Here is a 25,353-nt window from a genome sequence, read left to right as displayed (position 1 = left end):
CTTTGGAAAAGGCGGGATATTGTCCCGCCTTTTCAGTTCTGCAACAATGAGTTTTCCCAGTTTCGAAGGAAGCTCTGCCGTTTCAGGCTGTCCAGAAAAACCAATAGCCCTGGCCCATACCGAATGGGACGAAGCGACGGGTTCGCCCGCAGTGCGGACGGATCAATACCCGGCAAGCCCGTAGCGTCGACCAGATCCTTTCGCGAATTCAGGCCGAGTAGGAAATCCAGCATGGCACGGGCATCATCGACATTCTTTGCCGTACGCGGGATAAGGACGGTGCGCGACATAATATTTACATAGTCGCTCATCTCGATGATCTGATAGCCACCGGTGTTCTTTTGCTGGCTCGCGGCATAACTGCCCAGCACATTGTAAGCCAAGGCCAGCTTGCCCGAAGCCACATCCCGGATCATGTCACCCGAGCAACAATAGAGCTTGGCATCCAGACGTCCCATCACCTCCATCAGCCGCCAGAATGCGTCAGAGTTCCGGCTGTCCTGCGTGGCCATCAGATAGCCAAAGCCGGATCGACGCACGTCATAGGTGCCGATTTTGCCCTGAAACCGCTCCGGGTTGGCGCGCAGAAGGGCAATCAGTTCATCCCGGTTTTGCGGTGCCTCGCCGGGCGGGAAAAGCCGATCCGAGACCACGACCACCGCTGGCTCTTGCGTGAAGGCAAACAACTGGTTTCGCCAACTGGCCCAAACGGGCAAGGTTACTGTCGGTGTGTGGTTCAGCGCAAACCCGTCATTCGCCAGCTTTGTCTGCAAATCCATCGCCGATGATATGGCCAGGTCGAAGATCGCCCCCTCCTCATACAACGCCTCCATCAAGTCAGTCGTGCCTGTCACAACATAGTCGACGGTTACGCCCGGTTGGCTGGCTTGAAAGGCGCGGATGATCGGATCGAACACATCAAGATCGGCGGTCGAGATGACGCTGAGCCGCGCTCGTTCGGATGTCACTTCGTATAGGCGACGATCCTCAACCTCGAAGCCAAATGCCAAACCGGCAGACAGGGCCACCCCAAGAATTGCGGACACTAATCGCGCGGGAATACCAGCGAAACACATGCGCCTTCCCCCTTTTTGTTCGGTGAAATTTCCAATCGCCCCCCATGCGCTTTCGCGACCTCGTCCGCGATGGTCAATCCAAGGCCCGACCCCACGATGTCGCCCACATTCGCGCCGCGCGTATAGCGGGTGGTCAGGCCAGACAAGTCCGTGTCACCAAACCCTCGTCCCTGATCGGTGATCGACAGAGTGATATTGTGGTCAAGCACGACGCGGGCGGTGATGTCGCTGTCGTCCGGGGAATACTTGATCGCGTTGTCGAGGACGTTTTGAAGTGCGGCTTGCAGCAGGATACCGTCGCCGGTGAACGCCACAGGGTCGGTGCCAAGCTCGCGCCGGATGGCGATGTCTTTCAGATCGGCAGTCGGCCCAAGCCGGGCGCAGGTTTCGTCCATCAGCGCCCGCAGGTCCAGCGCATCTTGCGCCAGACTGTCGGCGCGGAAGGTAACCATCGCATGATCCAACATCTGCCCGGCAGATCGCGAGCTTTCGTCAATCGCACGGATCATCTCACGAATGGCCTGCTTGTGTTCAGGCTTGTTCAGCTTGCGGTGTGTGATCTCGGCCTGCGCTCGGACCGTTGCCAACGGGGTGCGGACGCGGTGGGCGGCTTCGGTGATGAAGTCTTCGGTGCGTGACAGGGATGCGCGCAGGCGGGCCATGAAGGAGTTGAGGGCGTTGATCAGCGGCACAAGTTCATCAGGGGCATTGGCCTGGACGGGGCGCAGATCGGTTGGGCCCCGGCGTGTGACCGATCCGGTGATCCGCGTGATCGGTGCCAGAGCCGAACCTGCAGCCCACAAGCTGAGTGCAGTTGCCAGTAAGAAAAAACCGGCACCAATACCGGTTGCCGTTGCGGTGATCTGCCGCGAAATCGCGGCAAGCCCTTGGCGGGTCTGTGCAACCGTCACCACCACCTGCGCGGCATTTGCTCCGGTGCCGACCGGGCGCGTGACCGAGACGGCGCGTATCTCGTCGCCGCGATAGGTCAATGTTTCGACACTGGGTGTGCTGATCCGGGGTGGCAATTCAGGTTGGGGCAAGTCGGGGTAGCCGGTCAGGGTTTGGCCCTTCGACACAACGCTATAGAACACGCGGTCCTCGTTGATCGTCCCCAGCATCGACAGGGCAGAGTAGGGCAAATCAAGGGTGACGCGACCATCTTCGCTGCGCAGACTGTCAGCAATGGCCGTGGCCGACGCGGAAAGGATGTCGTCCTGCGTCCCTTCGGCCGCCTGTTCGGCGACTCCACGCACGACCAAAAAGAACGCCAGCGACAGCACAGCTGCGACAAGGGCTAGCTGGATGAAAAGCCGCCTGCGGATGGATCCGAGTATCCTCACCGCGCGACCATCCGATAGCCTAGCCCGCGGACTGTTTCGATTCTTGCGCCTGATCCTTCAAGGCGCTTGCGCAACCTACCCACATAGACCTCGATCGCGTTCTCTGACGCTTCATCAGACAGCGAAAACAGCCGGTCGATCAGGTGGGTTTTTGAGAAAACCTGACCGGGGGCTGCGAAGAACACCTCAAGCAGGCGGAGTTCGCGATTTCGCAGGGGCACGGTTTCGCCGTCAAACCGCAATTCTCCTTTGGTCGAATCAAGTATGGTCTCTTCGAAGGTCACTGCGTTGTCCGCAGCCCCGCCCTGACGCCTGAGAACGGCGCGCACGCGGGCTTCCAACTCGGAAAAGTCGAAGGGTTTGACGATATAATCGTCGGCACCCAGATCCAACAACCCGACGCGATCAGACACCGCCGAACGGGCCGTGATCACGATCACAGGTGTGCGTTTTTCGGCCTGCCTTTGACGTTCCAAAAAGTCGCGTCCGTCCCCATCGGGCAGCATAATATCGAGCAAAATCAGATCGTAATCGGCAACTGCCGTCAAGTCACCGGCGTCGGCAAGGGTGCCGGCATGGTCGACTGCGTGGCCGTCCAGTTGCAGCCGCTCGACCACGACGCCGGCCAGCTTTGGATTGTCCTCTATCAGAAGGAACCGCATTCGTTGCCCTTTTTTGTGGTGCGTGACAGGTTGGTGTCAGGTTCAGGCGATTGGGTCTGAGCATGGGCGGGTGTAACGCCCCTGTCAAATGGGAGGAACTAATGACAAAACGTCTTTTCAAGGCGCTGGCGACCAGTGCCGTATTGGGCCTTGGTGCCACGACCGCAGCAACCGCTGCCGAGTGTATTGCACCGGCGAACCCCGGCGGTGGCTGGGACTTCACCTGCCGTCAAATCGGCAAGATCATGTATGATATCGGCGCTGTCGATAAACCCATTCAAGTCACCAACATGGCGGGTGCCGGTGGTGGCCTTGCATTCAACCATGTTGTCAGCGAGCGCGGCGATGACGCCGAGCTGATCATAGCGGCGTCATCCGCGACGTCGACCCGTCTGGCGCAGAACGCCTATGCGGGGATGACGGCAGATCAGGTCCGCTTTGTGGGGGCCATCGGGGCTGACCCCGGTGTGATCGTGGTAGCAGCGGACAGCCCTTATCAGTCGCTGAACGACCTTATTGAGGATGTGAAAGCCAATCCGGGAACAGTGGCCTTTGCGGGTGGGTCTGCAGTTGGTGGCTTTGACCACCTGAAGCCTTTGATGATCCTGCAACGCGCGGGCGTCGAGGATGTAACGGCTGTGAAATACATCGGCGTTGACGGTGGGGCGGACGCGATCACCCAGACCGTTGGTGGCTTCACGCAGGCCATGTCGGGCGATATGTCCGAGATCGTGGGCTTCCTGAAATCTGGCGATGTGCGCGCACTGGCGGTTCTCACCGAAGAACGCGTTCCGGGCTTTGACGACATTCCCACTGCGAAAGAACAAGGCATCGACGTGGTCGCCGTGAACTGGCGTGGCCTTTATGTGCCCAAGGACATCAGCGATGATGACTTCAACAAGTGGGCCGATCGCCTGCAGAAGGTGGCAGACAGCGATGAATGGAAAGAAGCCATGGTCGCAAACGGGCTGGCACCGTTCACCAAAGTTGGTGGCGACTTCCAGTCCTATGTCGATGGCGTTGTAGCTGAGATTCGCGCGCTTTCGAAAGAAATCGGGGTAATCCAGTAATGGCATCAGACCGTATCTTCGGAGCGGTCGTGACCCTGGTGGCGTTGGCATATGTTGCCAGCGCCATGCAGATCCAGACCAGTTTTATGGCGGATCCTGTGGGGCCCAAGACCTTTCCCATCCTGATCGGTTGCGTTGCTGCGCTGTGCGGGATCATCGTGGCCCTGAAACCCGACCCTGATCCGGACTGGCCTGTGCTGGCCACCTTCGGATCGCTTGGCTTGGCCGTGGTTGTTCTGGTTGGATACGCCTATGCGCTAAAACCGCTGGGCTTTCTGATCCCGACGGCAATCACCGCTAGCATCCTAAGCTATCAGATCGAACCGCGCGCAGGCCGTGCTGTGCTTGCCGGGATTGGCCTGTCTGTTGGCTTGTTCCTGATCTTCAAATTCGCGCTGGGTCTTGGGCTTGTCCCATTCCCGAAATCGCTGACTGGCTAAGGATATCCCCATGGAATTACTCTCTAACCTCGCGATCGGCTTTGAAATCGCGCTGTCTCCTTACACGCTGATGCTGGCCGTGATCGGCTGTTTCATAGGCACGATCATTGGCGCGCTACCGGGCCTTGGCCCATCGAACGGCGTGGCAATTCTGATCCCGCTGACGTTCACAATGGGCCTTGATGCGACTTCCGCGCTGGTGTTGATGACGTCTGTCTATTATGGCGCCATGTATGGCGGGCGGATCAGTTCGATCCTTCTGAATATTCCGGGCGATGAGCCGGCGCTGATGACCACGCTCGATGGGTATCCCATGGCGAAAGCGGGGCGCGCCGGCGATGCGCTGGTTCTGTCCGGTGTTGCATCTTTCGTTGGCGCGTTTCTTGCAACCATTGGCCTGATGTTGCTGGCGCCCATTCTGGCGCGCGTTGCGTTTCTGTTTGGCCCCGCCGAATATTTCGCGCTTTACCTTCTTGCGTTTGCCACGTTGGGCGGTATGGCATCGAACAACCAAGCCAAGGCTGCGATTGCATCCTGCATTGGTTTGGGCATCGCGATGATCGGGGTGGACAACAACTCTGGCCTGCCGCGTCTGACGGGTGGCAACATGCACCTGTTTGACGGCATCGACTTCCTTGTCGCCATCGTCGGCCTGTTCGCCATTGCCGAGGTGTTTTTCTTCATCGAAAGCCACGGCAAGAACACGTCCATCGGTGTGAAGCTTGAAAAGGTGACGATCCCGGTCAAAGACATCATGGAGTCTGGTTGGACCATGCTGCGGTCATCTGTCGTCGGGTTCATCGCAGGTGTTCTTCCGGGTGCAGGGGCGTCGCTTGGCAGCTTCCTGGCCTACATGACCGAGAAATCCATCGCCGGCGAAAAAGGCGGCTTTGGCACAGGCGTCCCCAAAGGTGTCGCCGCCCCCGAAGCGGGCAACAACGCCGCCGCTGGTGGCGCGCTGGTCCCCATGCTGACGCTCGGTGTGCCGGGGTCCGGCACCACGGCCGTCTTGTTGGCGCTGCTGATGACGCTGAACATTACCCCCGGCCCGATGCTGTTTACCGAACGGCCCGAGGTCGTCTGGGGCCTGATCGCATCGCTTCTGATCGCAAACTTCGTGTTGCTTCTGATGAACGTGCCGATGGTGAAGATCTTCGTGAAAATCCTGTCGGTCCCACCCTGGGTGCTTCTGCCCGGTGTCACGATGATCAGCTTTGTTGGCATCTATTCCCTGTCGGGCAGCTATTTCGATCTGGTCTTGATGGTGGGCTTTGGGGCACTGGGATATGTCCTGCGCAAGCTTGACGTGCCGACCGTGCCGATCATCCTTGGTATCCTTCTGGGCGGCCATATGGAGGACGCACTGCGCCGCGCCATGGTATTATCGAGCGGTGATTGGACCTTCCTGTTCTCGTCCAAAATTTCGATTGGACTTTGGATTGTCGCGTTCGTGGGCTTCGTCGCTCCGATGTTCCTGCGCAATGTGCTGAAGAAACCGCAAAGGATTACGGACTGATGGTGAAGGTGCTGATCCCCTCGGGTGCGTTGGGTCTGGGATATGACCGCGAGGCGTTGGCGCGCGGCATAGCCGAAGCGCCGGATATCATCGCGATTGATGGGGGCTCGACAGATTCGGGCCCCCATTACCTTGGCACCGGCACCTCGAAATATTCGCGCGGCTCGACCAAGGCGGAATGGGCTGAACTGATGGCGGCGCAGGCGCAGGCTGGCGTGCCGTTGGTCATCGGAACCGCTGGCACATGCGGGGCGGATGATGCGGTTGATTGGCTGGTGGACATCACCCGCGAGATTGCCCGTGAGCGCGGCCAGACGTTAAAACTTGCGGTGCTGAAAAGCGGGCAGGATGGCGATGCGATGGCGTCGGCGCTAGAGGGTGGGCGGATCACGCCGCTGGCCCCCGCGCCCGAGATTTCGGCGGACCTGTTGTGCGACTGCACCAACATCGTGGCGCTTGCGGGAGCAGAACAAATACAAGCCGCGCTTGAGACCGGCGCGGATATCGTGATCGCGGGGCGCACGACGGATACCGCCATCATCTCGGCCCTGCCCTTGGCACTAGGATGTCATCCCGGCGGGGTTTGGCATGGGGCCAAGATTGGCGAATGCGGCGCATTGGCGACGACCAGTCCCAACACCGGCACGATCTTGATTGAATTTGATGCGGATGGGTTCACCATTACACCAATGGGCAAGGATGCCCGCGCAACTCCGCGCACGGTGTCGGCGCATATGCTATATGAAAACAGCGACCCTTACCGGCTGTATGAACCCGGCGGGTATCTGGACGTCTCAGGCGCACATTATACCGCGTTGGATGATCGCCGGGTGCGCGTAACGGGCAGCGAATGGGTGGCGACGCAACCTTACACCGTGAAGCTGGAAGGCGCGCGGCGGGCGGGGTTTCAAACCGTGTCGCTGGTTTTGGTGCGTGACGCGCATTACGTCGAGAACATTCGCGCCTGGGTCGATGATATCCACGCCAAATGTTCCGCCAAAGCCAGGGCGCGCGTCGGTGGAGACTTCCAGATCGAGCTGCGGATTATCGGCGCCGACGCGACGCTTGGCCTGCTCGACACCAATGCGAAGCCCGGCACCGAACTTGGCGTGATGGGCATTGTCACTGCCGAAACCGAGGCTTTGTCGCGCGAAGTCGCGAAGATGCTGAACCCCTATCTTCTGCACCACCCGCTGACCGAACAGGAAGAAATGCCGACCTTCGCCTTCCCGTTCTCGCCGCCCGAAATGCCGCGCGGCGCGGTTTATGAGTTCTGCCTGAACCATGTGCTTGCGCTGGACGATCCCATGGACGCCTTCCGCTTGAGCATTGAGGAGTTGGGCACATGACGGCCCTGAAAAACATCGCCGACAAAGTGCGTTCGAAAAACGCTGGTCCCTTCTGGCTGACCCTCGATGTTTTCTGCGGCACAGTGGAAGCGTTCGCGCGCATCTCCTCCGGGCTGGATACGGGCTTGGTCGCGGACATGTTCAAGGCCGATCCCGCCACGCTGAAACGGTTCGATATGCCTGAGTTGAACGTGGTGAAATTCAGTATGCCGCGCCCCGCCGTGCAGGGCACGCACGCCGACCGCGATATGCACGGCGCCAGTTTCGCGGTGCTGCTGGGCGAGATTGAGATCAGATAGTGCCAGTGTGACAAACTCCCTTTCTGATGGGTTGCGGTGCCGCTAGGCTGTGCGGGCTACACCAAGGAAAGGCCACCTTCATGACCATCAAAGCCATCGCGTTCGATGCCTATGGCACGCTGCTGGATGTTTATTCCGTCGGTGCTTTGGCGGAAAAGCTGTTTCCCGGCAAGGGCGCGGCCATCGCCATCACGTGGCGTGACAAGCAGATCGAATACACCCGGCTGCGCACCGTGTGTGACAGGTTCGTCGATTTCTGGCAGGTGACGGGTGATGCGCTGGACTATGCCTGCGAGGCGCAGGGGGTTGACCTGACAGCCGACGCCAGAACCGCGCTGATGGCAGAATATGAAGAGCTGACGGCCTTCGCCGAAAACCATGCAGCCCTGACCCGGCTTCGGGACGCTGGCATACCAATGGCGGTCTTGACCAATGGCAGCGCGGGGATGATTGCGGCTGCACTGAAAGCCGCCAAACTGGCGGGGTTCTTTGATCATGTGTTGAGTGCGGACAGCGTGTCAAAGTTCAAAACAGCGCCCGAAGTCTATCAGATGGGGCCGGATGCCTTTGGCTGTGTGGCCAGCGAGATCTTGTTCGTGTCCTCGAACTGTTGGGACATTTGTGGCGCGACGTGGTTTGGGTATCACACGATCTGGCTGAACCGGTATGACCAGCCGATGGAACGTTTGGGGGTTGAGCCGAAGGCGCGTGGGGAAACGCTGACAGATGTGGCAGATTATCTGTTGGGCTGATGGCGGCTTTGCCGTTTGGGGCCATCATTGGTGATCGTGTCGAGTGACAGCGTGTGATCCATGTGCCGCATCCGGTGGCGCAGCATCTGGCGGGTGAGCCGCGCAAGGTCGGACGCAAAGGCGGGATCTTCTGCGACGTTCTCCATCTCGCCCTTACCGTGGTGGTCGAACAGCAGCGGAGGCAGATCAGCGGCGAATTCGACCAGCGTAAAGCGGTCATCCCGCAGGATGCCAAGGGACGAATTGCTGGTGTCGGTGCCAAGCCGCTTTTCCCAAAGCGTTGGCGCCTCCGGCTCGCTGAAATCCAGTTCGGAGAAAGTATAGGTGCGCCAGTCATCGGGCGTTTCGCCGTTTAGAAACGGCAGCAGGGATTGCCCATCCATGGAATTTGGGACCTCTTGTCCGACCCAGTCGAGGATCGTTGGCGTGAGGTCGATTGACTCGGTTGGGGCATCCACGTCATGGCCAGCCTTGCCGCCCGGCGCGCGGATGATCAGCGGCGTGTGATAGGCCGCGCCATAGACCGAGTGTTTGCCCCATGCGTGGTGGTCGCCCAGCATTTCTGCGTGGTCGGCGGTTACGATTAACAGGGTGTCATCCCATTGGCCGCTTTCCTTCAGGAAAGACATCACGCGCCCGATATGGTGGTCCACTTCGGTGGCCAGCCCAAGATAGACGGACCGCAGGGTCTGGGTGGTGTCGTCTGTCGGTGTCACTCCGGAACAGCCAATGACAAAGCTCGCAATCGGCGCGTTGTCCAGCGCGGGGCCAAAGAAGGGATGCACGGCGGCCTCGTCCTTGCGGGTGCCAATGCGTTGGGGCAAGGGCAGGGACGTCGGGTCATACATGTCGTTATAGGGCGCTGGTGCAACCAGCGGCGGGTGTGGGCGGATATAGGTCAGATGCGCAAACCAGCTTTCGTTGGCGTAGGCAGGCATTGCGTCCAGAAACCGGTTTGTCAGAAATGCAGTGTCACTGTCTTCGGCCGCATAAACGGCAGGGGCATTCAGGCGCGCCCCATCGCCGCCGGGGATGTAGAGCTGCCAGTAATTGTCGAATGTGTATCCCTTGTTCAGCAGATATGACCGCCATGGATAGGACATTTCCAGCCGCATTTCGACCTGCTCAGAAAAGCCTGTCATGGGAAACTCATAGGTCTGCATGGCGGGGTCGTCGGGTGTATGGACGCGCGGGTCGTGCGAGGTATCGGTATAGCCGAACAGCATCGGCAGGTATCCTGCCTTGCGCATTTCGCTGGCAATGGTCGGTGTGTCATGCCGCAGCGGCGTTCCGTTACGGACCGAGCGGTGGTTCATCGCATACTGCCCAGTCAAGATCGAGGCGCGCGAGGGGCCGCAGGGGTTGGTGACAGAAAAGTGGCGCTTGAATGTCACTGCTTTATCCATAAGGGCACGCATGTTGGGTAGATCGACATGGTCGGCCAACGCACCATGCAGGCAATCTGCGCGCAGTTGATCAATGATGATGAAAAGAACATTTTGTTGCTTGGCCATGCCGTCAATCCCAGTGTTGTAGATGGTTCATGTCGCCGTCTGTCATCCGATCAGAAGAACATGGCACGAACCATTCTTAAACCTGTGAGGAGGGTTGAGGAAAACCCGGCCACCATCAAGAAATACTTGATGAAGCTGTGACGGACCCAGCTTGATCAACGTCCAAGTGCATAGAGTGTTGATAAAAGAGTTGATTGGCAAAGTGTTGACAGCAGTGGTGATGGGGCATGAAACTTAAACATTCGTCGCAGAGTCGCGTGCCATGAAATCGATTCTTTCTTGATCGATGGTCTATATGCGTTCTGAAACTGGCACCCCGCGTGAGGGGCGCAATGGTGGGCGTTCGTGCTTGCATTGGCTGGGTCTTGCTGCGCGATGTCTGCCGCAAAAACCGTATCGACGGTCATGCGGCGTGAACTGGACTGATTGGGCGTTTCCAGCTGGCGCTATTTCATGCCGGGATAATGACAAAGACTGGCGGCACAAAACAAAAACAGAAAAAACATAATCAACGGGAGAATAAAATGACAACGGATACCAAATTCAGCCGCCGGTCGGTGCTGAAAGGGGCTACCACAATGGGGGCTGCGGCGCTTGCCACACCGCTTTATGTAAAGCGCGCGTTGGCATCGTCGGGTGAAGTTAACATCCTGATGTGGTCGGATTATCTGCCGCCTGAGTTCATTGCGGGCTTTGAAGCGGAAACCGGGATCAAGGTGAATTATACCGGAATCGGCTCGAACGAAGAGATCATTAACAAGATGAAGGCCACGAAAGGCCAGGGCTTCGACATTATCTCGCCAACCAACAACCGATCGCTGCAATGGGGCCCGCTTGAGCTTCTGCAACCGTTTGATCTGTCGAAGGTCAACATTGATGCGGTAAACCCCGCGATGGCGAAAATCGGCACCGACGCATGGAACTTCGGGGATGCAGGTGCTCATTGGCTGCCGCATATCTGGGGCACCGAGGGCATCGCCTATCGCACCGACTTGTGGCTGCCTGCTGGTGATGCGCCAAGCTACGGAGACGTATGGTCGGAAGAAAATGCTGGCAAGACCATGGGCCGCGCGCACTCGATGATGCTGGGCGCTGGTCTTTACATGGAAGCCTCGGGCGAGATGGATCCGGGTTCGATCTGGGCGGCATATGAAGATGAGGAAACGATGCGCAAGGTCTGGGGTCAGGTCACCGATTGGTGCGTCGCCCGCAAGGACCGCATCAAGCTGATCTGGAACGACGCGGACACGCAGAAGAACGGTCTACTAAACGAAGGCGTCGTGGTTGGCCAGACATGGGATGGTCCACCGCTGGCCCTGAAGTCTGCAGGAGAGCCTGTGCATTATCAGGCACCGGTCGAAGGTGCCATGGCATGGGTCGATGGCATGTCGATGCCCGTCGGTGCCGAGAACATGGACCAGATCTATGCCTTCATTGACTATGCTTATCGTCAGGAACCTGCAGGCAAGGCGATTGACAGCCATGGCTATAACTCGCCCGTTCTTGGGGCGGACACCTATTCGGGTGACACCTATAAAAAGAACTTCTCGGAAGCCTATCCCGGTGACAGCCTGGCCAACCTGAACCCGTGGCCGGCGGAAGCGCCCTGGTATGCCGATGTGCGGACCGAGTTCGTCAATAAGTTCAAGAGCGCCTGATCGCCTTGATGCTGCGCTCTCCCGTCTACGGATGGGGGAGTGTCACAACTCAGAACGAAACGATGAACACGGAGCGGCGCCCCGCAAGAGGGGTGTGTGAAATCCGTGCATGGGGAGAAGCCATATGAGTGCCGGAGTAGGCGTTGATCTCGAAAATCTGTGGATCCGCTTTGGGGATTTCGTCGCCGTGCGCGATGCGAATGTGCACATCAATGGGGGCGACTTCTTTTCGTTCCTTGGGCCGTCGGGTTGCGGCAAGACCACCATCCTGCGCGCTGTGTCTGGGTTTCTTGAACCCAGCGAGGGCAATGTCCTGATCGGTGGTAACAACATGAAGGGTATCGGGCCGAACAAACGCCCAACAGCTTTGATCTTCCAAAACCTTGCCCTGTTCCCGCTGATGAAGGTATGGGAAAACATCACGTTCTCGATGGAGATTGCGGGTGCGTCGGCCAAGGAACGTCGCAAGCGGGCCGATGAATTGCTGGACATGATCGCGCTGTCTGATCAGGGCGACAAGTTGCCCAGCGAGCTTTCCGGCGGTCAACGTCAGCGTGTGGCAATTGCGCGTGCGTTGTGTGCCGAACCTCACGTGCTGCTGCTGGACGAACCCTTGTCGGCGCTTGACCTGAAGCTGCGCCAACATATGCGCACCGAGCTGCGCGAGATTCAAAAGCGTGTGGGCATCACGTTTATTTACATCACCCACGACCAAGGCGAGGCACTGACCATGTCAGACGACATCGCTGTGATGCGCGCCGGTGTCATTGACCAGATCGGCGATGGCAAGACGATCTATAACGACCCGGCAACCGCCTTTGCCGCATCTTTCGTGGGTGAAAACAATGTGTTTCGTGGCAAGGTGCTAGAGGTCAATGGAAACGAGGCGCTGATCCGCACCAACCGTTCTGGCGATCTGCGCTCTCGTATTTCGACCGCGAACTTAGGCAAAATGAATGTTGGCGACGACGCGATGATGTTCATCCGTCCCGAAGCGCTGGATCTTGCCCCGACGGGAACCAAGGGCGAAAACTTTGTTACCGCGCAAGTGACCCATGAGGAATTCGAAGGAAACACCTTCAACATCTTCATGGAAGGTGACGGCGGCAAGGAAATCAAAGTCGCGATCCCCAATCATGGTCAATCCTTCGACGATCACACCGGGCAAGCCATGACGCTGGAATACGAGGTCGCCAATGCTGTGGTTGTCCCCGCCGGCGAACTGGCTGCGGAATAGGGGGTCGTCATGCCAAGTTTCCTGCGGGAGTTTTTCAACCGAAACGGCACGATGATGGGGTCAGTGATGCTGGGGCTGGTCCTGTTCTGGACCATTGGCCTGATCATCCTGCCGCAGCTGTCGATGCTCGACTTCTCGTTCCGCCCGAACCTGCCCCCACCCGAGATCGGAGGGCCAAAGGACGTCTATACGCTAGAGAATTACAAATACCTGATATACGGGCCGGAAGGCGGCAGTCAGGATTACAACGCCGTCGACCTGAAAGTGTTTTTCCGCACGCTGGTTGCGGCGGTTTGCGTGACCATCTTTAATCTGATCCTGTGTTATCCAATTGCCTATTATCTGGGACAGACAAAGGGCAATCATATCCGCATTTTTGCGTTGATGTTGATCATTCCCTATTGGATAAACGAAATCCTTCGCGCCTTTGCGCTACGTATCATATTCGGGGAAAGCGGCGTCCTGAACACGTTGCTGGTTGGCACCGGCATTTTCGATACGCCGTTTGACTTCATCCGCAACGACATCGCGCTCTATGCGGGCCTTGGATATGCCTACATCCTTCTGATGATCTTCCCGATCTATAACGTGATCGAAAGCCTTGATCACAACCAGATCGAGGCCGCCCGCGACCTTGGCGCCCCATGGTGGCGAATCCACAAACGCGTGGTGATCCCTTACGCCAAACCCGGCATCAGTTCGGGATGTACGATGGTGTTCATGCTGTCTGCCGGTGCGCTGGCCGCGCCGCAAATCCTTGGTGGCCCATCGTCCCTCTGGTTCACGCAGCTGATCTATCAGCAGTTCAACGACAACTCTGATTGGCCGCAAGGTGCGGCTTACGCGATTGTGCTTCTGGTGACCTGTATCCTGCTGGTTCTGGCCGTGATGCGCCTGTTCAAGGTGAACATGGGGGATATCGGCAAATGAACAATCCTGTCATCCGTATCTCGATCTGGATCTATCTGGCGATCTTCTTCGCCTATCTGCTTGGTCCGCTTGTGATCATGTCGATCACCGCGTTCAACTCGCCCAGCTTTCCGCGGGCAACCCCGTGGGAGTGTCTGACTTTTGAATGGTTCTCAGCCCTGTTTCAGGACGAACGCATTCTGAATGGCATCAAGAACTCGATCCTTGTGGGGATCGGCACGATTATCCTGTCGGTGTCGATGGGGTTGGCAGGCGCACTGATGCTGACGCAAATATGGCCAAAGCTGCGCGCAACCTATTACACGATCATCATCGCACCGATCCTGATTCCGGGCGTGGTGCTTGGCATTTCAACCTTGGTTTTCTGGGACCGGATTAACCGGATGCTGGGGCTCGGGGCGGATAGCTTTCTGTCAAACGGGCTATTTCTGACGATCATCGGTCAATCCACATTCATCGCCAGTTATTGCATGTTGGTGCTGGTCGCGCGCCTGCAACGCTACGACCTGGCGCTGACCGAGGCGGCACTGGACCTTGGTGCAACTCACGCACAGGCGTTCCGCAAAATCCTCTTGCCATTCATGCGCCCGGCAATTGCGTCGGCGGCGGTGCTGGCGTTTCTGGCGTCGTTCGAGAACTACAACACTACCACATTCACATTTGGCGAATATCCAACGCTGACCATCGAACTGGCACAGAAAGTGCGCTATGGTATCACGCCCGCAATCTCGGCGTTGGCGTTTATGATTGTTGTGCTGACGGTCTTTGCAGCCTTGTTCAATGAAGCGAATATCAAGCGCAAAGAGGTTGTCGCGAGGGCCCGTCGGGACGGAGCAACCGTTGGTGATGTCACCGGTGGTGTTAGACTTCCTGGTTTCTTCACCGGGAATGCTGCTGCCGTCGCGTTGGTTGTTTTCGCGATCGCCACCATTGCCGTGGTCGGAACAGCGACAGTCTATAGCCCGCAACAGTGTATCGCCAACGTGCAGGAACAGAAGCGTCTGGAAATCCAACAACGTATTCAGGAACTGCGCGATCAGCGCAAACGCGATGCTGAGGCCAAAGCCGCGGAGGAACCGAAAGACGGCGCGGCGACGGCGCCAAAACCGTCCAATAACTCTGGCTTTGGCGGTGTGTTTGCGCCGAGAACATTGCAAGGCGGCGAGGAAAACTCTGCGCCATCAGAGGATGGGTCGTCCAATAATTCCGGTTTCGGAGGTGTCTTTGATCCGGGCAATATTGGTGGCGGCAGCAACTAGGCTTTATGCGCCCGGATTTCCGGGCGCAGAACCATAAAATACCGATTCAGAAAGATAGCTTGGAAGATTGCGGTGATCCCATCTCTCGCAATGAAATAGAAGTCATGCTTCAAAAGATGGGCCTTTACTGTGAGCAACGCATAAATGTCTTGGTAGTGAAGGCTTGAAGCTGCTTTCAGTTCGCGGCAGCAAGGTGGCGTATAGGCTCAAGGTGTTTACCTCTGAGGAGGGGACCATGCCTTTTGCTAAAGCATGAAAGGGTGTCACGGTTACCTCTTTACCGTTGATTTTCGGTAGGGTGGGCGCAGTAAATGCTGCGACGTAGATGTTCAATATATGCTGCTTGGATAGATCCAAAGGGTTAACCTTGGCGACGCTGTAGAGCTTGCGTAACTGGCTTCGATAACTGAGCATTGATGTCAATGCGCAGTCAGTTGAAAGCAAAATTGAAACGCGCGCGTTTTCGCGGCTTATGTTGGCATTTTCTTTTCCAGAATGTTGCTGAACTAACCGAACGAGTCTGGACGGACGTGCAGACCATTCCGATTGTGACGCACATTGCGTCATCGGAGAGAAAGCCTAGCAAATTGAATAAAGCCCGGTGTTTCCACCCGGACTTTAGACTTTATGTGTTTTGAAGGTTCTTTGATTTTCCGGTGCAGGTGACTTTGCAGCCAGCAATGCGTAGTTCACACAAAAAAGACGTCATCCACAATTGAGTTCGGGTCTGTGACGCCCAGCAACATTAGCGTGTCGCCATTGTCGAATGTAATCGTCGTGTGGTGTCCATCACTCGAGGCATTGGATGCGATGAAACTTGCGACATTCGAGGTCGACACCAGTGCGCTGTCGATTTCAATAATGTCACCCTGTGCGTCCGAGAAATCTTGAACAACGTCATTACCATCGTTGAAGTAGAACGTGTCGCCACCCGGTCCACCGATCATGACATCATGGCCTTGACCTCCGTTCAGACGGTCGCGTGAAGCCTCGCCATTTAGACGATCATTTCCTGCACCGCCAATCAACACGTCGAATCCGTACCCACCAGCCATGAGGTCGTTGCCATCCCCACCAAAGATGACATCATTCCCGGAATTTCCAATCAACGCATCAGCGCCTGCGTCACCATAGATTTGGTCGTTACCATCACCACCTGAAATCAGATCTGCGTCACTACCCCCATAGATTGTGTCCCTGCCATGCCCGCCATAGATATTGTCGGCTCCTACGCCGCCAAGCAGCGTGTCGTTATCCATGCCGCCGTGGATTGTGTCGTTGCCATCCCCTCCCTTCACCAGATCATGCCCGCGATCACCAAACAGGGCGTCATCGCCGCGACCTCCGTCAATATTGTCCGAACCTGAGCCGCCACGAATGATATCCCATCCTACATCGCCGAAGATTGTATCTAGTCCGTCCTCTCCTAAGATTCTGTCGCCTCCGGCATTCCCATACAGGGTATCGTTATTCAAGCCGCCTCGGATATCATCGTTGCCATCGCCGCCCTGAATAAAATCGTGTCCCCGCTCACCGATCAGGGCATCGTTGCCGCTACCGCCATAGATGTTGTCGGAGCCGTCGCCACCGCGAATGATATCCCAACCCACGTCACCGAAGATTGTGTCGATACCGCTTTCACCAAACAGAACATCAGCACCATGTTCGCCGCGCAGTTCGTCATTGCCGCCGCCGCCATATATTTTGTCGGCGCCCGCGCCACCCGACAACTTGTTGGCAAAAGCGTTACCGATCATCTTGTCGACACCATTGCCGCCTGCCGCGTTTTCGATGTGAGACAAGCGATCAATGTAGATGTTATTGGATTTACCGTAGACACTTGAAAAGTGGCCTGGCTTCAAATTTATCACTTGGTAATGTCCAGTATTTGAAACATCCAAGGTGTCATTACCGCCCTGATCGAAAATCGTCATTGTCATCGCGGGCTGTTGCAGCGAGAAATTTGCAGCCGGGCCTTGTGCGTTCGAATTGAGGCCCCAGACAGTGTTGCTGGTGTTGACTTTATCGCCACCGTTGGGAAGGCCATAAAGCCTGTTTATAGCGATTATGTCGGCGGCCATTGGCGTCAAAACATAGGCAAAAGAAGCGTTCACATTCGGGTTATCTGTTTGGGAGAAGTAGGACATCACGCTCATTTGCCAACTGTCATTCGCAAATTTGGCGTCATACGGAAAGCTGGCCAGACCGTTGTAGTTACCAGCGTGCCCAAGTCCCAATGCGTGCCCGATCTCGTGCAGATAAGTTTGATAGCCGTAGCTGTTCAAGTTGTAGCTATCACCACTGATCCACCAGTTGGGAATGTTTACATTCGCTTGGGTGATGTCACCATAACCATCGAAGTATGTGGTAGCATAAGCGCCTGATGAGTCGCTTTGACCGAACCTGATATCCGCATTGCTGTAACTTGAGGCAACGAAGTTGATACCCGACACAGCTGCCCAAGCGTCCAAAGCTTTTTCGGCGAACCAGCCGCCAGCATCAGAAATGTAGTCGACGTTGTAATAAATTGTGCGATCAGAGCCGAGGTTGAACGCTGCTCCCAGAGGCTCACCAAAATACTTTGAAAAACCATGCGTGAGCTGGATTGAGAAATCACCTGGCGATACGTGTCTCAGTGCCATCTAAATCCGCCGACAACCTGCCGCGCCTCCCTAACGAAAAAACATGTTGTAAGGTGCTTCACTCATCAACCCTCATTCAAAAATATGCCGCCCCAATTTGAAACTGATTTGGGACGACAATAAGGCAGATCCTAGTAGAGTAGCAATCAGTTTGGTGGGAGCTGTTCATCGTAGTCGATGTTATACAACGTCATGTAATCACAAGAAAAAAGCCCCGATGTTTCCATCGGGGCTTTCTGTTCCAAACGCTTCGCAGCTTATGCGTCTTCGTCTTTTTTCTTTTGTTCAGGCGCGACTTCTTCACCGGTTTCTTGATCGACGACTTTCATCGACAGGCGTACCTTACCGCGGTCGTCGAATCCCAGAAGTTTCACTTTCACTTCCTGACCTTCTTTCAAAACGTCCGAAGGGTGGTTCAGGCGGCGATTTTCGATCTGGGACACATGGACCAGACCGTCGCGTTTGCCAAAGAAGTTCACGAAGGCGCCGAAATCGACAATTTTCACGACCTTACCCGTATAGATCGCACCTTCTTCTGGCTCTGCCACGATCGCGTGGATCATGTCATATGCCTTCTGGATGGCGTCGCCGTTTGGCGATGCGATCTTGATCACGCCGTCATCGTTGATGTCGACCTTGGCACCCGAGGTTTCCACGATTTCGCGGATAACCTTGCCGCCCGAACCGATCACTTCACGGATCTTGTCGGTAGGGATGTTCATGGTCTCGATGCGTGGGGCATGGGCCGAGAATTCTTCACGGCCGGTGGACAACGCCTTGTTCATCTCGCCAAGAATATGCAGACGGCCTTCTTTGGCTTGTGCCAGGGCTTTCTCCATGATCTCGGGCGTGATGCCTGCGACCTTGATGTCCATCTGCAAGGACGTGATCCCGTCTTCGGTGCCTGCGACCTTGAAGTCCATGTCACCCAGGTGATCTTCGTCCCCCAGAATGTCGGTCAGAACCGCATACGATCCGTCATCTTCCAGGATCAGACCCATTGCCACACCAGCAACTGGTGCTTTCAGCGGAACAGCCGCGTCCATCATGGACAGCGAACCACCACAGACCGATGCCATCGAGGATGAGCCGTTCGATTCAGTGATCTCAGACACAACGCGGATGGTGTAGGGGAAGTCGGTTGGGGTCGGCAAAACAGCCTGCAGCGCACGCCATGCCAGTTTACCGTGACCGATTTCACGACGACCGGTGAAACCGAAGCGGCCCACTTCGCCGACCGAGTAGGGCGGGAAGTTGTAGTGCAGCATGAAGTTCGATTTATAGGTGCCGGTCAGCGCGTCGATCATCTGTTCGTCGTCGCCGGTGCCCAGCGTGGTTACAACCAAACCCTGCGTTTCACCACGGGTGAACAAGGCCGAACCGTGAGTCCGGGGCAGTACGCCCACTTCTGATACGATCGGACGAACAGTGTCCAGTGCACGGCCGTCGATACGCTTGCCGGTCTTCACGACATCGCCACGCACAACCGAGCTTTCCAGCTTCTTCAGTGCCGAACCAAGGTTCTCGTCCTCAAGCTGCTCTTCGGTCAGAGCGGCTTTGATGTCTTCCTTGGCAGCAGCGATTGCTGCGACACGCTCTTGTTTATCGGTGTTGCCATAGGCCGCCCGGATCTTGTCTTCGCCAGCCGCTTTCACAGCAGCATAGAGGTCCGAAAAATCAACGGGTTGATAGTCGAACGGCTCTTTCGCAGCAGCTTCGGCCAGTTCGATGATCAGGTCGATCACCGGCTGGATCTGTTCGTGCGCAAAGTTTACAGCGCCCAGCATCTCGGCTTCAGTCAACTCGTAAGCTTCCGATTCCACCATCATTACGGCGTCTTTGGTACCGGCGACAACAAGGTCCAGACGTTGATCCGGGTTGTTGCGCAGCTGGTGCATGTCGTCGCATGTCGGGTTCAGGACGTATTCGCCATCTTCAAAGCCCACGCGTGCAGCGGCAATCGGACCCATGAAGGGCGCGCCCGAAATGGTCAGTGCAGCGGACGCCGCGATCATCGCCACGATGTCGGGATCGTTGACAAGGTCGTGGCTCAGAACGGTGCAGATCACCAGAACTTCGTTCTTGAAGCCGGGAACGAACAGCGGGCGGATCGGACGGTCAATCAGACGGCTTGTCAGCGTCTCTTTTTCCGTCGGGCGGGCTTCGCGTTTGAAGAAGCCACCGGGGATCTTGCCGGCTGCGTAGTATTTCTCGTTGTAGTGAACCGTCAGCGGGAAAAAGTCCTGTCCGGGCTTTTGTTCCTTCGCGAAGGTTACGTTGGCCATGACCGAAGTCTCACCCAGCGTGGCGATGACCGATCCGTCAGCCTGACGGGCAACCTTGCCCGTTTCCAGAGTGAGGGTTTCTTCGCCCCACTCAATCGATTTTTTGGTTACATCAAACATCATGTTTTCCTAGTTGGGAGCACTCCCGGCCCTCCGGGTCTCCCGTTGTCATGGTGGCCCCATTGCCACCGACCCCTCTATCGTTTCATGCGCCGGGGTCGAAGCGTCACGTCTCAGATGGGCGGTCCATATAGGAAAAGCAGGGGTTTGGAAACAGGATTGTTGCTCTCAGGTCGACGGCTTCGGACTTTCGGTGGCTTGGTTCCGGGTCAGCTTGCCGCGCGGCAGCTTGGTGATCCCGAACGCCTTTCGCGCGGTCACCAATCGCAGGTCTTCCGGGTCCATTCCCATCGACAGGATCGTGTCGCGGTCAAACCGTTTACGGGCAACATCGCGGTCGTGTTTGGTTCCAAACAGGCGGTCGATCCAACCCATGCCGAAACTCACGTGAAAGGTGGCCTGGTGATCTTGGTAATGGTGTGCCAAGTGGGATCGAGTGACGCGCTGGCCGAACCAACCTTTTGGCACGTTTACATGCGCCAGCGTGTGGCAGTATTCATAGAACGTAAACGCGCTGACCGACCCAACAAACAGCGCGACATAGGATATCAGAACAGCGGTTCCAAACCCAAGAAACGGCCACAAGACCAAGCTGTGCAGTGCAAGCGAGACCATCGCAAAGCGCAAGGCATACCAGTGGTCCCCGCCAGTGAAGTATTCGGCATCGTTGGGAAACTCGTGGTGTCCAATATGGCTGCGATACAGGTCGTTGAAAACGCTTTGTTCCGTTGGTGGTTCGCGGTGATACAAGAAGCGATGCATCACATATTCCACGAAAAACTGAAGGATGGCACCGTACACTAAAGCCAATAGGAACCAAGGTGTGAACCAATAGAAAAACGCGAACACGCCGATAAGCCAAAACGGAAACAGCCTCTGCAGGGTGCCCATATTGATCAAAATGGCGAGTGTGGCTTTCATGGGTGTCCTCCTTGGTCCAAAGAGAATGGGCAATCAAAAGGGCAACGATCAAGGGAAACCTGACGTAAAGCATGATCACGCGGTGTGGAGCCAAAGAAAAAGGGGCTGCGAAACAGCCCCTTCATCCGAGTTCTGGAGTAACGCTTAGCGGCGCAGGCCGAGGCGTTTGATCAGGTCCTGATAGCGGGCCTCATCTTTCGCGCGCGCGTAGTCCAGAAGTTTCCGACGCTGAGCAACCATTTTCAAAAGGCCACGGCGACCGTGGTTGTCTTTTTTATGGGTTTTGAAGTGCTCGGTCAGGGTCGCGATGCGCGAGGACAGGATTGCAACCTGCACTTCGGGCGAACCAGTGTCACCGTCTTTGGTGCCGAACTCTTTGATCAGGCGAGTTTTTTCTTCAGGCGTAATCGACATCGGGGTCTCCTTCATGAGTTAGAGTTAATGGCGCAGGCCGGGATGTCGTCCAGCAAGGCCCGTGGAGAGGTCTGCTCACATCGGTGACCAGATGCGCGCGTATAGGAAGATTCTCCGGAAAACGCAAAGGAAAAACGCCAGCCCTCTGGCGATCCCTTATCTTTGCATCTCATCAATGATCTGCTGCGCCCAATCCCCCAGCACGGGAATGAAATCAATCGACGAAAGCACAAAAAGCAAAACCGAGACCAGTAACGATGCGCCCAGCACCGATCCCAGGCCGAAAGCGAGACCACGATAAAGCTGAAACAAACCAAGTTTCCATAGGGAATCGTGTAGCTTTATGAAGCGATGATTGTTCATCCGTTCCACCTCGGCCCGCAGGGCTCGGACTTCGAACGACAAAGCCCGCTCGCGTTCGGCCAGCTTGTTTCTGACGCTCGCTCGTGTCTCTTCCGGCTTGTTAACCATTTGTTAACCAATCATTAATTTAAGATTGTAATCACTATTTTCTATGAGTTTGCGGTCAGACGACTACAATCGCAAGCGGTTGTCTGTGCCAACCTGTGTCGTGTCGCGAGTTCTACCTTTTCGCGTTTTTGGAAGGCGAGCTGTAAAATGTTGTTTTCGTTATTGTTTCTGGGTCTGCTGCCGGTTGCCTTTATGGCAGAAAGCTTCACCGAAGGTTTCTCGGACGATGATGATACAGAAGAGGACGACGCCGGTCGTGGCACTGAACCTGTTCCACCCGCGGGTCCAGGTGATTTCATCGCAGTTGACGAAGGAGGCATCGCTGACAGCGAAGATGCAGATACGGTCTTGCAACCAAATACCGAGGATCAAGTTATTCCGGGTCAGGACATCAGTGTCGACGATGCGATTCTAAAGCCAAACAATGGGTTGGGGGATGGCGAGACCCCACATCAAGTTGCCAGTTTGCTGGATCGTTTGCTGGGCACGGAAACGGATCAGCACTATGGGCGCGAAGATATGAGGCATTTCCTTGGTGATATCGACGAGCTGTCGCTAACAGATGCGAATGATCGCATGCTTTTGCCAGATGATGGTATTGATGGCACGGGTGCGGGCTCGGTCGACGAATTTCACGGCACACCCATTCTACGTGATGGCGATGAGGTCGAGGTGCCCGTTGTTGACGGCGGTGCTGGCGACGACTCGCTGATATCGGGAGACGGTGCTGCTTACCTATTTGGCAATGATGGCGACGATGTGATCACCGCGGGTGAAGGTGTGTTGGCCGGGTTCGGAGGTGACGGGGATGATACGCTGGACGCTTCGAACAGCCTCGACAGCTTTCTGGATGGCGGAGCAGGTGATGACCTTCTGATTGGCAGCGACGGGGATGATCAACTGTTCGGTGGCAAGCATGAGGCGAAGGATAATGCAGGTGCAAATTCAACGGACAATGATGTTCTGATCGGTGGTGCGGGTGACGATGCGCTTTATGGCGGGCATGGTGCCGATACTTTGAAAGGAGGGGAGGGTGATGATATCATCAACCATCTTGGCCACGCGATGGAACGTGGAGGTGCTGAACGTCATGATTTCAACTGGCATATAGATGGCGATCAGGACACGCTGGACGGCGGTTCGGGTAACGATACGCTGATCATGGACCGCAGCAACATCGCTATCGGGGGCGAAGGCGAAGACGTGTTTTGGATCTATTCTGATGCGGCGGCGGGTGAAGATCATGCCGAAGTGATGGATTTTGTCCCCGGTCAAGACTTCCTGCGCGTGTCCTTGGATCCGACCCAAGACACCGGAGCACTGGAATATGATGTCCATCCTTCAACTACCGGAGAGGATGGCGTTGTAACCGTGAATGGTGAAGTGGTCGCGATCCTGCGTGGTGCGCCGGGTGCAACAACCTATGATGTCTATGTTGAGGTAGCGCCAAACGTGCTTGGCTGACCTTCAACAATCAGAACCATTCCCGAGGTTGTTCGGTATACGCGATATAGAGCGGGTGCTTCGGGTGCCCGTTCTTCGTCTGACCAAGATGAAAAGCAGGTTGGCCGGTCTGGCGCAGCAACGCCTCGACTTGCGCGCCACGGTCCAGATGAGCCCCATGCGTACCCCAGCCACAAATGATCTGATCCGCCCAAGGGCAACTATCCACGATGGCAGCGTCATTTGCCGGTCCGACCGGATCCGTTGCCGCACGCATATTTCGCGGATCGGTGTCACGCCAGGCAAAGATGTTGGTGACGCGAAAGGCCCCAAACCCCAAAGTGCGCGCACGCCGTTCGCAGCGTTCGACGGTGGGGTCATTCTGCACTTCGGTTGCGGTGGACGGGTTGAGCATGATGAACAGCGCCTTGCGTCCCGTCGGTTCCCAGACGCGGGTAAGCTGGTAACGGTATTTCTCGCAGTCTGAATAGACCGCGACGGAATGGGCGTCGCCCTTCTGAAATTCGCGCGTAATCATAGGGGTGTTTTGACTGTGGCGCACAGAATTGGCAAGCCCTTGCACCGCCCCGCGATTGGTCCGACACTGACACCAGACAAAAAGGGGCGACCATGCTGATATCCGAGATCATTCGAAAAAAGCGCGATGGTAATTGCCTGACAGATGACGAGATTGCCCAGATGGTACAGGGCATTTCGAACGACAGCGCCAGTGACGCGCAGGTCGCAGCCTTTGCCATGGCCGTGCTGTTGAACGGGATGGCTCGCGACGAAGCTGCCGCCCTGACCTTGGCGATGCGTGACAGTGGGGATGTGTTTGATTGGTCGGGCCTGCCGGGGCCAGTTGTCGACAAACACTCGACCGGGGGTGTCGGTGACAACGTCAGCCTGATGCTAGCCCCGATCATCGCGGCATGTGGGGCGTATGTGCCGATGATTTCGGGCCGTGGGCTGGGGCATACCGGCGGAACGCTGGACAAGATGGAGTCAATCCCCGGGTATGTGGCGACACCGGACAATGCTGTGTTCTCGAAAGTGGTAAATGAAGTCGGTTGCGCCATCATCGGGCAAACTGCGCATCTGGCCCCGGCGGACAAGCGGTTCTATGGCATTCGGGACGTGACGGCAACGGTGGAAAGTATCGCGCTCATTACCGCCTCGATCCTGTCGAAGAAATTGGCGGCCGGACTTGGGTCGCTGGTGATGGACGTGAAGTTCGGCAATGGGGCTTTCATGTCGGATTTTGAGAAGGCCCGCGAGCTTGCCGTGTCGATCACCGAGGTCGCGCGTGCCGCCGGGTTGCCATGCCATGCGCTTCTGACCGACATGAACCAACCGTTGGCGGATGCGGCGGGGAACGCGGTCGAGGTCGTCAACGCGGTCGAATTTCTGACCGGTGTGCGCCGAGAAGCTCGGTTGACCGAAGTCGTGATCGGCTTGTGTGGTGAAATGTTGGTGACAGCCGGGATCGAAGCGGATCGCGACAGCGCACGCATATTGGCCCAGGCGGCGCTTGATGACGGGCGCGCCACTGAACGGTTTGGCAAGATGGTCGCTGCTCTTGGCGGGCCTCTGGATTTTGTCGAGAACCATCAAAAGTATTTGCCGGTTGCCCCTGTCCTGTGGAAAGTGCCAGCACCTAGCGCAGGTCATGTCAACGCTATTGCAACCCGTGATGTCGGTTTGGCCGTGGTCGAACTGGGAGGCGGGCGCCGCGTATCAGGCGATGCGGTCGATCCGGCGGTTGGTTTGACCGGGCTTTTACCGCTGGGGGCTATGGTCGAAAAAGGCGATACGATCGCATTGGTTCATGCGCAAAGCGAAGAAGCAGCGAAACGGTCACAATCCCAGATTCTGTCTGCCTATGATATCGGAGACAATCCCGCTTCGGCGCCAGTTGTGCGTGACATCATCGACTGAAGATGAGCGGAGCG

General features: G+C 56.6%; 22 protein-coding genes. 12 read left to right on the top strand and 10 right to left on the bottom strand.

All coding sequences use genetic code 11. The features are described from left to right. Positions 1 to 32 precede the first annotated feature (32 nt). The 3 genes from MWU51_RS12895 to MWU51_RS12885 are packed head-to-tail and all read right to left on the bottom strand — an operon-like array spanning position 33 to position 3,081. Positions 33 to 1,076: an ABC transporter substrate-binding protein gene (locus MWU51_RS12895; RefSeq protein WP_247037680.1), complete on the bottom strand. Its 1,044-nt coding sequence runs from the start codon at positions 1,074 to 1,076 to the stop codon at positions 33 to 35. Then, positions 1,046 to 2,419, bottom strand: a complete 1,374-nt coding sequence (locus tag MWU51_RS12890; protein ID WP_247037678.1) for a sensor histidine kinase — start codon at positions 2,417 to 2,419, stop codon at positions 1,046 to 1,048. The genes MWU51_RS12895 and MWU51_RS12890 overlap by 31 nt, the downstream gene beginning before the upstream one ends. Beyond that, positions 2,416 to 3,081 carry a response regulator transcription factor gene (locus MWU51_RS12885; RefSeq protein ID WP_247037676.1) on the bottom strand — a complete coding sequence of 222 codons (666 nt, stop codon included), beginning with the start codon at positions 3,079 to 3,081 and terminating at the stop codon, positions 2,416 to 2,418. The genes MWU51_RS12890 and MWU51_RS12885 overlap by 4 nt, the downstream gene beginning before the upstream one ends. A gap of 101 nt (positions 3,082 to 3,182) precedes the next feature. Between MWU51_RS12885 and MWU51_RS12880 the strand changes: the two genes are divergently transcribed. The 6 genes from MWU51_RS12880 (at position 3,183) to MWU51_RS12855 (ending at position 8,507) form a co-directional block, all read left to right on the top strand. Next, entirely contained in the window at positions 3,183 to 4,151 is a 969-nt protein-coding gene (locus MWU51_RS12880; protein WP_247037674.1) for a tripartite tricarboxylate transporter substrate-binding protein, read from the top strand. Then, positions 4,151 to 4,591 carry a tripartite tricarboxylate transporter TctB family protein gene (locus MWU51_RS12875; protein ID WP_247037672.1) on the top strand — a complete coding sequence of 147 codons (441 nt, stop codon included), beginning with the start codon at positions 4,151 to 4,153 and terminating at the stop codon, positions 4,589 to 4,591. Before MWU51_RS12880 ends, MWU51_RS12875 begins: the two co-directional genes overlap by 1 nt. Before the next feature lie 10 nt (positions 4,592 to 4,601). Further along, complete coding sequence (locus MWU51_RS12870; RefSeq protein ID WP_247037670.1) at positions 4,602 to 6,107, top strand: tripartite tricarboxylate transporter permease; 1,506 nt, start codon at positions 4,602 to 4,604, stop codon at positions 6,105 to 6,107. Continuing rightward, the gene (locus MWU51_RS12865) at positions 6,107 to 7,456 is read left to right on the top strand and encodes an acyclic terpene utilization AtuA family protein (protein WP_247037668.1); all 1,350 of its coding nucleotides are present in this window, start codon (positions 6,107 to 6,109) and stop codon (positions 7,454 to 7,456) included. The genes MWU51_RS12870 and MWU51_RS12865 overlap by 1 nt, the downstream gene beginning before the upstream one ends. Next, positions 7,453 to 7,755 carry a DUF4387 family protein gene (locus MWU51_RS12860; protein ID WP_247037666.1) on the top strand — a complete coding sequence of 101 codons (303 nt, stop codon included), beginning with the start codon at positions 7,453 to 7,455 and terminating at the stop codon, positions 7,753 to 7,755. The genes MWU51_RS12865 and MWU51_RS12860 overlap by 4 nt, the downstream gene beginning before the upstream one ends. A gap of 80 nt (positions 7,756 to 7,835) precedes the next feature. Further along, positions 7,836 to 8,507, top strand: a complete 672-nt coding sequence (locus tag MWU51_RS12855) for a haloacid dehalogenase type II (protein ID WP_247037664.1) — start codon at positions 7,836 to 7,838, stop codon at positions 8,505 to 8,507. Here MWU51_RS12855 and MWU51_RS12850 read toward each other — a convergent pair. Beyond that, on the bottom strand, positions 8,492 to 10,021 hold the full coding sequence (locus MWU51_RS12850) for a sulfatase-like hydrolase/transferase (protein WP_247037662.1): 1,530 nt from the start codon (positions 10,019 to 10,021) through the stop codon (positions 8,492 to 8,494). The two genes, MWU51_RS12855 and MWU51_RS12850, sit on opposite strands and share 16 nt — an antisense overlap. A gap of 524 nt (positions 10,022 to 10,545) precedes the next feature. Between MWU51_RS12850 and MWU51_RS12845 the strand changes: the two genes are divergently transcribed. The 4 genes from MWU51_RS12845 to MWU51_RS12830 all read left to right on the top strand — a co-directional run bounded on the left by MWU51_RS12845 (position 10,546) and on the right by MWU51_RS12830 (position 15,105). Continuing rightward, positions 10,546 to 11,679, top strand: a complete 1,134-nt coding sequence (locus MWU51_RS12845; protein ID WP_247037660.1) for an extracellular solute-binding protein — start codon at positions 10,546 to 10,548, stop codon at positions 11,677 to 11,679. Between the two features lie 124 nt (positions 11,680 to 11,803). Then, complete coding sequence (locus tag MWU51_RS12840; protein WP_247037658.1) at positions 11,804 to 12,916, top strand: ABC transporter ATP-binding protein; 1,113 nt, start codon at positions 11,804 to 11,806, stop codon at positions 12,914 to 12,916. Positions 12,917 to 12,925: 9 nt separating this feature from the next. Beyond that, on the top strand, positions 12,926 to 13,846 hold the full coding sequence (locus MWU51_RS12835; RefSeq protein WP_247037656.1) for an ABC transporter permease: 921 nt from the start codon (positions 12,926 to 12,928) through the stop codon (positions 13,844 to 13,846). Further along, the gene (locus MWU51_RS12830; protein ID WP_247037654.1) at positions 13,843 to 15,105 is read left to right on the top strand and encodes an ABC transporter permease; all 1,263 of its coding nucleotides are present in this window, start codon (positions 13,843 to 13,845) and stop codon (positions 15,103 to 15,105) included. Before MWU51_RS12835 ends, MWU51_RS12830 begins: the two co-directional genes overlap by 4 nt. A 689-nt stretch (positions 15,106 to 15,794) precedes the next feature. On the opposite strand, the gene MWU51_RS12825 is transcribed toward MWU51_RS12830, so the two are convergent. The 5 genes from MWU51_RS12825 to MWU51_RS12805 all read right to left on the bottom strand — a co-directional run bounded on the left by MWU51_RS12825 (position 15,795) and on the right by MWU51_RS12805 (position 21,958). Continuing rightward, positions 15,795 to 17,747 (bottom strand): M10 family metallopeptidase, encoded by a 1,953-nt coding sequence (locus MWU51_RS12825; RefSeq protein WP_247037652.1) that lies wholly within the window; start codon positions 17,745 to 17,747, stop codon positions 15,795 to 15,797. A gap of 257 nt (positions 17,748 to 18,004) precedes the next feature. Continuing rightward, on the bottom strand, positions 18,005 to 20,152 hold the full coding sequence (pnp, locus tag MWU51_RS12820) for a polyribonucleotide nucleotidyltransferase (RefSeq protein ID WP_247037650.1): 2,148 nt from the start codon (positions 20,150 to 20,152) through the stop codon (positions 18,005 to 18,007). Positions 20,153 to 20,320: 168 nt separating this feature from the next. Continuing rightward, positions 20,321 to 21,073: a sterol desaturase family protein gene (locus tag MWU51_RS12815; protein WP_247037649.1), complete on the bottom strand. Its 753-nt coding sequence runs from the start codon at positions 21,071 to 21,073 to the stop codon at positions 20,321 to 20,323. A 144-nt stretch (positions 21,074 to 21,217) separates the two neighbouring features. Continuing rightward, positions 21,218 to 21,487 (bottom strand): 30S ribosomal protein S15, encoded by a 270-nt coding sequence (gene rpsO / locus MWU51_RS12810; RefSeq protein ID WP_242114301.1) that lies wholly within the window; start codon positions 21,485 to 21,487, stop codon positions 21,218 to 21,220. A 156-nt stretch (positions 21,488 to 21,643) separates the two neighbouring features. Continuing rightward, on the bottom strand, positions 21,644 to 21,958 hold the full coding sequence (locus MWU51_RS12805; RefSeq protein WP_247037648.1) for a DUF5665 domain-containing protein: 315 nt from the start codon (positions 21,956 to 21,958) through the stop codon (positions 21,644 to 21,646). Between the two features lie 147 nt (positions 21,959 to 22,105). Here MWU51_RS12805 and MWU51_RS12800 point away from each other — a divergent pair, with 147 nt between their 5' ends. After that, on the top strand, positions 22,106 to 23,422 hold the full coding sequence (locus tag MWU51_RS12800; RefSeq protein ID WP_247037647.1) for a calcium-binding protein: 1,317 nt from the start codon (positions 22,106 to 22,108) through the stop codon (positions 23,420 to 23,422). 10 nt (positions 23,423 to 23,432) lie between these two features. On the opposite strand, the gene MWU51_RS12795 is transcribed toward MWU51_RS12800, so the two are convergent. Then, positions 23,433 to 23,939, bottom strand: coding sequence for a DUF1643 domain-containing protein (locus MWU51_RS12795; protein ID WP_247037646.1), 507 nt, complete (start codon positions 23,937 to 23,939; stop codon positions 23,433 to 23,435). Positions 23,940 to 24,031: 92 nt separating this feature from the next. Between MWU51_RS12795 and deoA the strand changes: the two genes are divergently transcribed. Beyond that, positions 24,032 to 25,339: a thymidine phosphorylase gene (deoA, locus tag MWU51_RS12790; protein ID WP_247037645.1), complete on the top strand. Its 1,308-nt coding sequence runs from the start codon at positions 24,032 to 24,034 to the stop codon at positions 25,337 to 25,339. The last annotated feature ends 14 nt before the right edge of the window (positions 25,340 to 25,353 follow it).

This window comes from Aliiroseovarius sp. F47248L (assembly GCF_023016085.1).
Classification (GTDB): domain Bacteria; phylum Pseudomonadota; class Alphaproteobacteria; order Rhodobacterales; family Rhodobacteraceae; genus Aliiroseovarius.
Note: the sequence above shows the minus strand (reverse complement) of the source record. Positions and strands in the feature narration are given on the sequence as shown.